The 10,313-nt window shown below is 61.0% G+C and carries 13 protein-coding genes; 8 read left to right on the top strand and 5 right to left on the bottom strand.

The features are described 5' to 3' along the window. Positions 1-193: integrase core domain-containing protein (locus ACXRVY_RS09725; protein WP_458237311.1), on the top strand; the 193-nt coding region annotated here is incomplete at its 5' end. A gap of 149 nt (positions 194-342) precedes the next feature. On the opposite strand, the gene ACXRVY_RS09720 is transcribed toward ACXRVY_RS09725, so the two are convergent. The 5 genes from ACXRVY_RS09720 to ACXRVY_RS09700 all read right to left on the bottom strand — a co-directional run bounded on the left by ACXRVY_RS09720 (position 343) and on the right by ACXRVY_RS09700 (position 4,720). Next, a complete protein-coding gene (locus tag ACXRVY_RS09720; RefSeq protein ID WP_458237310.1) occupies positions 343-1,365 on the bottom strand; it encodes an SIS domain-containing protein in 1,023 nt (340 codons plus the stop codon). Continuing rightward, the gene (gene nagA, locus ACXRVY_RS09715; protein ID WP_458237309.1) at positions 1,346-2,452 is read right to left on the bottom strand and encodes an N-acetylglucosamine-6-phosphate deacetylase; all 1,107 of its coding nucleotides are present in this window, start codon (positions 2,450-2,452) and stop codon (positions 1,346-1,348) included. The genes ACXRVY_RS09720 and nagA overlap by 20 nt, the downstream gene beginning before the upstream one ends. Positions 2,453-2,517: 65 nt before the next feature. Further along, on the bottom strand, positions 2,518-3,249 hold the full coding sequence (locus ACXRVY_RS09710) for a GntR family transcriptional regulator (RefSeq protein WP_223460305.1): 732 nt from the start codon (positions 3,247-3,249) through the stop codon (positions 2,518-2,520). A 294-nt stretch (positions 3,250-3,543) separates the two neighbouring features. Then, positions 3,544-4,047, bottom strand: coding sequence for a L,D-transpeptidase family protein (locus ACXRVY_RS09705; protein WP_223460307.1), 504 nt, complete (start codon positions 4,045-4,047; stop codon positions 3,544-3,546). 121 nt (positions 4,048-4,168) lie between these two features. After that, the gene (locus ACXRVY_RS09700; protein WP_008016748.1) at positions 4,169-4,720 is read right to left on the bottom strand and encodes an NUDIX hydrolase; all 552 of its coding nucleotides are present in this window, start codon (positions 4,718-4,720) and stop codon (positions 4,169-4,171) included. A gap of 146 nt (positions 4,721-4,866) precedes the next feature. On the opposite strand from ACXRVY_RS09700, the gene ACXRVY_RS09695 reads away from it, so the two are divergent. From ACXRVY_RS09695 to guaB, 7 genes are all read left to right on the top strand, one after another. Beyond that, positions 4,867-5,466 (top strand): CoA pyrophosphatase, encoded by a 600-nt coding sequence (locus ACXRVY_RS09695; RefSeq protein ID WP_223460308.1) that lies wholly within the window; start codon positions 4,867-4,869, stop codon positions 5,464-5,466. A 45-nt stretch (positions 5,467-5,511) separates the two neighbouring features. After that, positions 5,512-6,036, top strand: coding sequence for a gamma carbonic anhydrase family protein (locus ACXRVY_RS09690; RefSeq protein ID WP_223460310.1), 525 nt, complete (start codon positions 5,512-5,514; stop codon positions 6,034-6,036). Beyond that, complete coding sequence (locus tag ACXRVY_RS09685) at positions 6,033-6,248, top strand: DUF1289 domain-containing protein (RefSeq protein ID WP_223460312.1); 216 nt, start codon at positions 6,033-6,035, stop codon at positions 6,246-6,248. The genes ACXRVY_RS09690 and ACXRVY_RS09685 overlap by 4 nt, the downstream gene beginning before the upstream one ends. Positions 6,249-6,471: 223 nt before the next feature. Continuing rightward, positions 6,472-6,939, top strand: a complete 468-nt coding sequence (locus ACXRVY_RS09680) for a preQ0 transporter (RefSeq protein WP_458237308.1) — start codon at positions 6,472-6,474, stop codon at positions 6,937-6,939. Between the two features lie 77 nt (positions 6,940-7,016). Continuing rightward, complete coding sequence (purT, locus tag ACXRVY_RS09675) at positions 7,017-8,198, top strand: formate-dependent phosphoribosylglycinamide formyltransferase (RefSeq protein ID WP_458237307.1); 1,182 nt, start codon at positions 7,017-7,019, stop codon at positions 8,196-8,198. 185 nt (positions 8,199-8,383) lie between these two features. Next, entirely contained in the window at positions 8,384-8,932 is a 549-nt protein-coding gene (locus tag ACXRVY_RS09670) for a sugar ABC transporter ATPase (RefSeq protein ID WP_223460316.1), read from the top strand. A gap of 220 nt (positions 8,933-9,152) precedes the next feature. Continuing rightward, the coding region (gene guaB, locus ACXRVY_RS09665; protein ID WP_458237306.1) for an IMP dehydrogenase at positions 9,153-10,313 on the top strand (1,161 nt) is incomplete at its 3' end.

Here is a 10,313-nt window from a genome sequence, read left to right as displayed (position 1 = left end):
GTGCTGGGATAACGCCCCGATGGAGCGTTTCTTTGGGAGCCTTAAATCAGAGTGGGTGCCAGAAGATGGCTACAACTCTGAGCATGAAGCCCGCATAGACGTGCAACGCTACGTGATGCGTTACAACAACGTCAGGCTCCATAGCTACAACGGCTATCGTTCACCGGTAGCTATGGAAAAACTGGCGGCATGAAAACCGTAACTGGTGTCCAAAATTAGTTGACCAGTTCAGCYTGCTCGCGAAGAACTTGAGAGCAACGCGTACATTCAGGAAGAACGCGTCATCGTTCACGTCCATCGCGAGCAGGCTCGCTCCTACAGGTCAATCAATCGCCATTCGATTTAGTGTGTGCGCGTCACTTTGCTCAGGTGTCGCGGCTGGTCCGGGTCCATGCCTCGGGCCACGGCCAGGCCGGCAGCCATCACGTAGAAACTCTGGATCGCCAGAATCGGGTCGAGGGCCGGGTGTTCGGCGCGGGTCAGGGTCAGGTCGCGTTCAAGCACGTCATCCGGCGCGGCCAGCAGGACAAGGGCGCCGCGCTGGCGCATGTCGGTGGCCAGGCTCAACAAACCAGCCTGTTCGGGGCCCCGTGGGGCAAACACCAGCAGCGGGTAGTTGTCGCCAATCAAGGCCATCGGACCATGACGGACTTCGGCGCTGCTGAAGGCTTCGGCCTGGATCGCGGAGGTCTCCTTGAACTTGAGCGCCGCTTCCTGGGCGATGGCGAAACCGGCGCCACGGCCGATCACCATCAGCCGCTGACAACCGCGCAAGGCATCGATGGCCGGGCTCCAGTCCTGTTGCGCGGCGTCGCGCAGGCCTTCGGGCAAGGCAAGGCCGGCATTGAGCAATTCGGCATCTTCTTTCCAGTGGCTGATCAACCGCGCGCTGGCGCTGAGGGTGGCGATAAAACTCTTGGTCGCGGCGACGCTGCTTTCAGTGCCGGCCAACAATGGCAGGCTGAATTCGCAGGCGGCTTCCAATGGCGATTCTTCGGCGTTGACCAGCGAAATGCTCAGGGCGCCGCGCTTGCGCAACAGGCGCAGGCTGTTGACCAGGTCCGGGCTTTGCCCCGATTGCGAAAAGGCGAATGCCACCTGGCCGCTGACCTTCAATGGCGCCTGCTGCATGGTCACCACCGACATCGGCAGCGACGCCACCGGGATGCCCAGCAGTTGCATGGTCAGGTAGGCGAAGTAGCTGGCGGCGTGGTCGGAGCTGCCGCGTGCCACGGTCATGGCCACTTGCGGCGGCTGGYGGCGCAGGCGCCCGGCGATCTCGATCATCTGCGGGTCGAGTGTTTGCAACTGGGCCTGCACGGCCTCGAACGAGGACAGCGCCTCTTCAAGCATTTTTGAAGTCAATGTCTTCTCCTTCGACCATGACAGCGGTCAGTTTCAGTGAGCGATCCAGCCGCACGCAGTCGGCCCAGGCCCCCGGTTGCAGGCGCCCGCGTTCGGTGAGGCCGAGGTAGTCGGCGGGGAATTGCGACAAGCGTTGCGAGGCTTCGGCAATGGGCAGGCCGATCTTCACCAGGTTGCGCAGGGCCTGATCCATGGTCAGGGTGCTGCCGGCCAGAGTGCCGTCGGGCAGGCGCACACCGCCCAGGCATTTGGTCACGGTGTGGCTGCCGAGCTTGTATTCGCCATCAGGCATGCCGGCGGCGGCGGTCGAGTCGGTGACGCAATACAGGCACGGGATCGAGCGCAGGGCCACGCGGATGGCGCCGGGGTGCACGTGCAGCAAGTCGGGTATCAGTTCCGCGTATTTGGCGTGGGCCAGCGCCGCGCCGACGATCCCCGGTTCGYGGTGATGCAGCGGGCTCATGGCGTTGTAGAGGTGGGTGAAACTGCTGGCGCCAGCCTCCAGCGCGGCCACGCCTTCCTCGTAACTGCCAAGGGTGTGGCCGATCTGCATGCGAACGCCGCGGCTGCTGAGGTCGCGAATCAAGGCGTCATGACCGGCGATTTCCGGGGCAATGGTGATCACCCGGATCGGCGCGAGCGCCAGATAGTCTTCAACTTCGGCCATCAGCGCGGTGTGGGCGAAGTTGGGTTGCGCGCCGAGTTTGCCAGGGTTGATGTAGGGGCCTTCCAGGTGCACGCCGAGGACGCGGGCACTGCCTTGCGGGCGCTGCTCACAGAACTCGCCGACGGCTTTGAGTACGCTGGAAATTTCCTCGCTCGGCGCGGTCATGGTGGTGGCCAGCAGCGACGTTGTGCCGAAGCGCACATGCGTTCGGGTAATGGTTTCGAAAGCGGGCGCACCTTCCATGATGTCTTTGCCGCCGCCGCCGTGAACGTGCAGGTCGATGAAACCCGGCAGCAGGTACGGCAGGCCGTTGTCCGCCGGATCGCAGGGCACGCCTTCGATGGACACGACCTTGCCGTGCTCGTGGACCAGTCGGCCGCGAACCCAGCCGTGGGCGGTGAGGATGTTGTCTTCGGACATGTCGGGTTCTCGGTGTTTTAGCGACGCAGCTCTTTATCTACGAAGATCTTTATCTTCGAAGCTCTTTATCTACGAAGCTCTGCAACAAAGTCGTAGTAGTCGTTGCGGCAATAGGTGTCGGTGACTTCGATGGGCGTGTTGTCTTCCAGGTAGCCGACCCGGGTCATCAGCAGCATGGCGGTGCCGGGGGCGATGCCGACCAGCGCGGCGAACTCGTCCGAGGCGTTGATCGCCTGAATGTGCTGCAGGGCGCGGACAACTGGCTTGCCGATACCGTCGAGGAATTCGTAGAGGGAGTCGCCGACCATTTGCGGTTTGGGAATGATCGAGGCGGGCAGGGTGCTCATTTCGATGGCCATCACCGTGTCGTCAGCCTTGCGCAGTCGTTTGAGGCGCGCGACCTTGTCGTTGGGCGACAGGCCGAGGCGGATCAGCTCTTCGTGGGTCGGCAGGGTGATTTCCCGCTCCAGCCATTGCGAGCCGGGCACGAAACCCTTGAGACGGAGCATTTCACTGAAGCCGGAAAGGCGCGACAACGGTTGTTCGAGGCGCGGCGTGATGAAGGTGCCGGAGCCCTGGTTGCGGCGGATCAGGCCTTGTTCGAACAACACTTCCAGCGCCTTGCGTGCAGTGACGCGGGAGATGCCCAGCGTCTCGCTCAGATTGCGTTCCGAGGGCATGGCCTGTTCGGCTTTCCACTGGCCGGCGTGGATCGCGGCCTCCAGATTGCGCGCCAGTTGCAGGTACAGCGGCGTGGGTTGGGTGTCGTCGGGGCGCAGGGCGTGTAGGTCGTTCATGTATGGATTGTCCGAAACGTATGTAGGAATTGTCGCTCGGTTGTGGCGCGAAATTAATACCACTTGAATACCATGTCAACGCGCGCGCCGAGCTTAAGGCGTAGTAAAGCCGGCCTGCTTCGGCAACAAAGAAAGGGGTTGGCTTGAAGTGGTATTAGCGCAGGGGAATTCAGAAGCAAAGATCGCAGCCTGCGGCAGCTCCTGCAGATCAGAGTGGTATCACCTCTGTAGGAGCTGCCGCAGGCTGCGATCTTTTGAATTTATTTTTTGATGTCGACCGATGGTCGTGGGGAATTACGGGCGGATTTCGATCATCGTGCCGTCCGGCACCAGGTTCCAGACTTCGCGCATGTCCATGTTGCGCATGGCGATGCAGCCGTCGGTCCAGTCCAGGGTGTGGAACAGGTCTTCCGGGGTGTCTTCGCTGTCCGGGGTGCCGTGGATCATGATCATGCCGCCGGGCTCGACGCCTTCACGACGGGCGCGGGCCGAGTCGCTGATGTTCGGGTAGGAAACGTGCATCGCCAGGTTGAAGCGATCGCTGGTCTTGCGCCAGTCGACCCAGTAGAAGCCTTCCGGGGTGCGTTTGTCGCCTTCCATCAGCTTCGGCCCCTTGGGGCGCTTGCCCAGGGAAATGCGATAGGTCTTGAGCGGCTTGCCGTCATTGATCAATTGCAATTGATGGGAAGACTTGAGAACCAGGATTTTCTCGATGACCTTGCCGTTCAGGGTTTCCACGGCAGAAGCCTCGGACACCGCGACGAACGACAAACAGAACAGGGCAAGCAACCAGCGCATTGAAACGATTCCCCAAGAGGTGTCGCGACTATTTATGTATAGAAGTTTTTGCAGGAGCTGTCGCAGGCTCGTGCCGCGTTCGGGCGGTCTTTCGGCGCCTTTGAGTGATGCCGAGATGACATCAGATAATGGCAGGCTGAGCAAGTGGCGGGATCGATTCAGACCGAACGGGATAGACCTCGGTCCGCCGGTCAGCGAAGAAGCATTCTAAGGTACGACCCACCGTGCGGAAAGCCAGCTCATCCCATGGAATGTCCGCTTCGTCGAATAGTTGCACTTCCAGGCTCTCGGGGCCGGCAGAAAAATCCAGGTCCGCCAGCTCGGCACGGAAGAACACATGTACCTGGCTGATATGCGGCACGTCGATCAGGGTATAGATGCTCAGGTTGCGCACCCGGGCGCAGGCTTCCTCGGCGGTTTCGCGAATGGCCGCCTGTTCGATGGTCTCGCCGTTTTCCATGAAACCGGCGGGCAGGGTCCAGTAACCGCGACGTGGCTCGATGGCCCTTCGGCACAACAACACCTTGGTGCCCCAGGTCGCCACGCAACCGGCGACGATGTTGGGGTTCTGGTAGTGAATGGCCTGACAGCTGTCGCAGACAAAACGCAGGCGCGAATCGCCTTCGGGAATGCGCTGGGTCACCGGGTTACCGCACTGGCTGCAAAATTTCATGCTGGGGTTCCTGAATGCTGCGCCTATCTTGGCGTGCGGCAGTGTCTGTCGGCAAGTTGTCGTTTCGCGACATGGGCTGTTGCGGGGGTTGGGCGACCGCAGCGATTGGTGCATGATGCCGGGTAGGGCACAGATCGAGAACACTCATGCTGGACGAGCTACTGCATCGGGTTAGCAACCACACACCAAGCACATTGGAGACCGACCGTCGTTTTCCCGAAGCCGCGGTACTGGTGCCCATCACCCGCAGTGACGAGCCTGAGCTGGTGTTGACCCTGCGTGCCAGCGGCCTTTCGACCCATGGCGGCGAAGTCGCCTTTCCCGGCGGGCGTCGTGACCCTGAAGACCCGGACCTGATTTTCACCGCCCTGCGGGAAGCCGAAGAAGAAATCGGCCTGCCACCGGGGCTGGTCGAGGTGATCGGCCCGCTCAGCCCGCTGATCAGCCTGCATGGCATCCAGGTCACACCCTATGTCGGGGTGATCCCGGATTTTGTCGAATACCGGGCCAACGATGCAGAGATCGCCGCGGTGTTCAGCGTGCCTCTGGAGTTCTTCCGCAAAGACCCCCGCGAACATACCCATCGCATCGATTATCAGGGCCGCAGCTGGTACGTGCCGAGCTATCGCTATGGCGAATACAAGATCTGGGGGCTGACGGCGATCATGATCGTCGAGTTGATCAACCTGCTGTATGACGCCAAAATCAGCCTGCACCAGCCTCCCAAAAGCTTTATCAATACCTGAAGCCATCGTTCGAATGGCCCTGCTTGAGCCCTGAGGAAAACAACAATGAAATACCGCCTGGGCGACGCCCGCGTCGAAACCCATCCACAGAGCTGGGTCGCACCCAATGCCGTGCTGGTGGGCAAGGTCAAGCTGGAAGAGGGCGCCAACGTCTGGTTCAACGCCGTGCTGCGCGGTGACAACGAGTTGATCCTGATCGGCAGGAACAGCAACGTCCAGGACGGCACCGTGATGCACACCGACATGGGCTACCCGCTAACCATCGGCACCGGCGTGACCATCGGCCACAACGCCATGCTTCACGGCTGCACCGTCGGCGACTACAGCCTGATCGGGATCAACGCGGTGATTCTCAATGGCGCGAAGATCGGCAAAAACTGCATCATCGGCGCCAACTCGCTGATTGGCGAAGGCAAGGAGATTCCGGACGGATCGCTGGTCATGGGGTCGCCCGGCAAAGTGGTGCGCGAATTGACCGGGCCGCAGATCAAGATGCTGGAAGCCAGCGCTGCTCACTATGTGCACAACTCGCAGCGTTATGCCCGCGACCTGGCCGAGCAGGAACAATGACCGCCACCGAACGCCCGGTCGCATCGCCCTGCGTGAGCATTTGTGCGCTGGACGACGATGATATCTGCACCGGTTGCCAACGCACGGTGGAGGAGATTACCCGCTGGAGCCGCATGACCAACGACGAGCGGCGCAAGGTGCTGGGGTTGTGTCATGAGCGGGCCAAGGCCAGTGGGTTGATCTGGATGCTGCCTTCCAAATCCGATAGCTGAATTGGCCCCAGAAAGTGCTTCGCACTTTATCGTCGGAGCGCCGCCCGGAGCAAGCTCGCTCCCACATTAGTTTGGTGTCGATCACAAAAGTGGGGTCGACATGAATCAATTGTGGGAGCGAGCTTGCTCGCGATGAGGCCATCCCAGGCACCCGACCTCTATTGGCTCGTCTCCCCCCTCTGAAGTACCCTGTGCACAAAATTGACAGGTACTTGTACACGCCATGCTCTTCCTGATCGCCTACATCGGCAGCGTCGTGCTGATCAACTTCGCCTTTTCCACCGCACCGCACCTGGACATCATCTGGTCCGCGTGGGGTGGTCTGGTGTTCATCCTGCGCGACATGGTGCAGACCCGCTTCGGCCATGGCGCCCTCGCGGCGATGCTGGTAGCGCTGGTTTTGTCCTATATCACCTCCGATCCGTCCATCGCCCTGGCCAGCGCCACGGCGTTCGCGGTTTCCGAGTGCATCGACTGGCTGGTGTTCAGCATCACCAAACGCCCCTTGCACGACCGTCTGTGGATAAGTTCGGCCCTGAGCATTCCCATCGATACCWTTATCTTTTTYGGCATGATCGACGCCCTGACGCCGGGGGTGATCCTCACCGCCCTGGGTTCGAAGTTCGCCGGGGTCACCGTCGTGTGGCTGATCATGGCCTGGCGCCTGCGCAAACAGGCTGTCGTCGGCTGAAGTTCATGTAAAATGCCGCGCTTTCTCCCCATGGGAAGCGTGCTTCCCTCGATGATCCGCTTCTTGAGGACCTTCAGATGACCCGTATCGGAACTCCATTGTCGCCGACCGCGACCCGCGTATTGATGTGTGGCTGTGGCGAGTTGGGCAAGGAAGTGGTGATCGAGCTGCAACGCCTGGGCGTTGAAGTGATTGCCGTGGACCGTTACGCCAACGCGCCGGCGATGCAGGTGGCGCACCGCAGCCACGTGATCAACATGCTCGATGGTGCTGCACTGCGCGCCGTGATCGAAGCCGAGAAGCCGCACTTCATCGTGCCGGAAATCGAAGCCATCGCCACCGCTACCCTGGTGGAACTGGAGGCCGAAGGTTTCAACGTGATCCCGACTGCCCGCGCTGCGCAATTGACCATGAACCGCGAAGGCATCCGTCGTCTGGCCGCTGAAGAACTGGACCTGCCAACCTCGCCGTATCACTTCGCCGACACCTTCGAGGACTACAGCAAAGCCGTCGAAGACCTCGGTTTTCCGTGCGTGGTCAAGCCGGTCATGAGTTCCTCGGGCAAGGGCCAGAGCCTGTTGCGCAGCGTCGATGACGTGCAGAAAGCCTGGGACTACGCCCAGGAAGGTGGCCGTGCCGGTAAAGGTCGGGTGATCATCGAAGGCTTCATCGATTTCGACTACGAAATCACCCTGCTGACCGTGCGCCACGTCGGCGGCACCACCTTCTGCGCGCCGGTCGGYCACCGTCAGGAGAAGGGCGACTATCAGGAGTCCTGGCAGCCGCAAGCCATGAGCCCGATTGCCCTGGCTGAATCCGAGCGTGTTGCCAAAGCGGTGACTGAAGCCTTGGGTGGCCGTGGTCTGTTTGGCGTGGAGTTGTTCATCAAGGGCGACCAGGTGTGGTTCAGCGAAGTCTCGCCACGCCCGCATGACACCGGCCTGGTCACGCTGATCTCCCAGGACTTGTCGCAGTTCGCCTTGCATGCACGGGCCATTCTCGGTCTGCCGATCCCGTTGATCCGTCAGTTCGGGCCTTCGGCCTCTGCGGTGATCCTGGTGGAAGGGCAGTCGACCCAGACCGCTTTCGCCAATCTGGGGGCCGCACTCAGTGAGCCAGATACCGCGCTGCGCCTGTTCGGCAAGCCTGAAGYCAACGGCCAGCGCCGCATGGGCGTGGCCCTGGCGCGCGACGAGTCGATCGAAGCCGCCCGCGCCAAGGCAACCCGTGCTTCGCWGGCGGTTGTCGTCGAACTGTAAAAACAGCTATGGCGGGCCTATACCTTCTATAGGCATCGCGCCATTGCTTTACCTGTAGGAGCGAGCCTGCTCGCGATGGACTCAAGAACACCGCGGGGAACCCAGACTCCCCGCGTTATCGTTAACGACCATCGCGAGCAGGCTCGCTCCTACAGGTCATTTATCAATGCTTCAGGCCTGTACCCATGAACTCGCAAAGCATCATCGTCCCGAAAATCTCCACCCTGCCGGTGCACGAGCCCCGGGCCCGGGCGATCGTGCGCTGGCTGGTGCGCAAGAACATCATCCAGGAAGAACTGACCACCTGCGGCCGCACCGGCAACCGCATGGGCCACGCCATCGCTGAAGGCGCGCGCGCCGTGGTCCTGCACCCGGAGGCGCTGCCGTTCGGCGAAGCGGTCAATGGTCTGGAGATCGTCACCAAGCGCTGCATCTATACGCCGGCCAAAGGTTTTCTTGGAGAGGCGGGCTGTGCCGAGTGCCGCAAGGAAATCGGCGAAGCCCTCTTCGAAAGCCTGGAAGACTGGATGCCGGGGCGTACCGACAACTTCACCTGCCCCGAATGCGGGCATGAAGACGACATCAACGGGTTTCTGTTCCTGCAGGAGTGCGGCTTCTCCAACCTCGGTTTCATCTTCAATAACTGGGCCGAAGCCGGGTTCAAGCAGATCTTTCTCGACGAATTCGCCGATTGGCTGGATCAACCGGTCAGCTGGGTCAAGGTAGAACTGTAGGAGCGAGCTTGCTCGCGATGGACGTGCAGGCAACGCTCGTTTCCAGACAGCGCCGGTCATCGTTAACGACCATCGCGAGCGAGCTCGCTCCTACAAGGGTTTTCGGTGCTAAAAGCCCCGTCGATCACCGCGTCAATAATAGACAGAGTTTTACATTGAACCCGAGAGGGTGTCTGACTATAATGGCGCGCTTCCATTTTCCCGCTCGGGAGCCCCCGCGATGCTGCGTATCAGCCAAGAAGCTCTGACATTCGACGACATTCTCCTAGTGCCCGGTTATTCCGAGGTGCTTCCTAACGAAGTCAGTCTCAAGACCCGCCTTACCCGTGGCATCGAGCTGAATATTCCACTGGTTTCCGCCGCCATGGACACCGTCACTGAAGCCCGTCTGGCAATCGCCATGGCTCAGGAAGGTGGTATCGGTATCATCCACAAGAACATGACCATCGAGCAGCAAGCTGCCGAAGTCCGCAAGGTCAAGCGTTACGAAGCCGGTGTGGTCAAGGATCCGATCACCATCGTCGCCGACGCCACCGTGCGCGAGTTGTTCGAACTGACCCGCATGCACAACATCTCCGGCGTTCCGGTGCTGCACAATGGCGACCTGGTCGGCATTGTCACCTCCCGTGACGTGCGTTTCGAGAACCGTCTGGAAGCCACTGTCCGTGAAGTGATGACGCCTAAAGAGCGTCTGGTCACGGTCAAGGAAGGCGCCGACAAGAACGATGTGCGTGAACTGCTGCACAAGCACCGCATCGAGCGCGTGCTGATCGTCGACGACAAATTTGCCCTCAAAGGCATGATGACCGTCAACGACATCGAAAAAGCCAAGGCTTATCCGCTGGCCAGCAAGGACGATCAAGGTCGTCTGCGCGTCGGCGCAGCTGTGGGTACCGGTAAAGATACTGGCGATCGCGTTGCTGCGCTGGTCGCTGCCGGCGTTGACGTGGTGGTGGTCGACACCGCTCACGGTCACTCCAAAGGCGTGATCGACCGCGTTCGCTGGGTCAAGCAGAATTTCCCTGAAGTGCAGGTGATCGGCGGCAACATCGCCACCGGCGCTGCCGCCAAGGCCCTGGCCGAAGCTGGCGCTGACGCCGTCAAGGTCGGTATCGGCCCTGGCTCGATCTGCACCACCCGTATCGTCGCCGGTGTCGGCGTGCCGCAAATCAGTGCCATCGCCAACGTTGCCGCTGCCCTCGAAGGCACCGGCGTGCCGTTGATCGCCGACGGCGGCATCCGTTTCTCCGGTGACCTGTCCAAGGCCATCGTTGCCGGTGCTTCCTGCGTGATGATGGGCTCGATGTTCGCCGGTACCGAAGAGGCTCCGGGCGAGATCGAACTGTTCCAGGGTCGTTCGTACTTCCAGGGTCGTTCGTAC

Source organism: Pseudomonas sp. P5_A2_2 (assembly GCF_054177685.1).
This window is presented reverse-complemented; position numbering and strand designations above follow the sequence as displayed.

Excerpts from the sequence above, each read along its gene's own strand:
- ACXRVY_RS09710 (WP_223460305.1), bottom strand. The coding sequence starts at position 3,249 with ATGAACGACCTACACGCCCTGCGCCCCGACGACACCCAACCCACGCCG.
- ACXRVY_RS09705 (WP_223460307.1), bottom strand. The coding sequence starts at position 4,047 with ATGCGCTGGTTGCTTGCCCTGTTCTGTTTGTCGTTCGTCGCGGTGTCC.
- ACXRVY_RS09700 (WP_008016748.1), bottom strand. The coding sequence starts at position 4,720 with ATGAAATTTTGCAGCCAGTGCGGTAACCCGGTGACCCAGCGCATTCCC.
- ACXRVY_RS09695 (WP_223460308.1), top strand. The coding sequence starts at position 4,867 with ATGCTGGACGAGCTACTGCATCGGGTTAGCAACCACACACCAAGCACA.
- ACXRVY_RS09690 (WP_223460310.1), top strand. The coding sequence starts at position 5,512 with ATGAAATACCGCCTGGGCGACGCCCGCGTCGAAACCCATCCACAGAGC.
- ACXRVY_RS09685 (WP_223460312.1), top strand. The coding sequence starts at position 6,033 with ATGACCGCCACCGAACGCCCGGTCGCATCGCCCTGCGTGAGCATTTGT.
- ACXRVY_RS09670 (WP_223460316.1), top strand. The coding sequence starts at position 8,384 with ATGAACTCGCAAAGCATCATCGTCCCGAAAATCTCCACCCTGCCGGTG.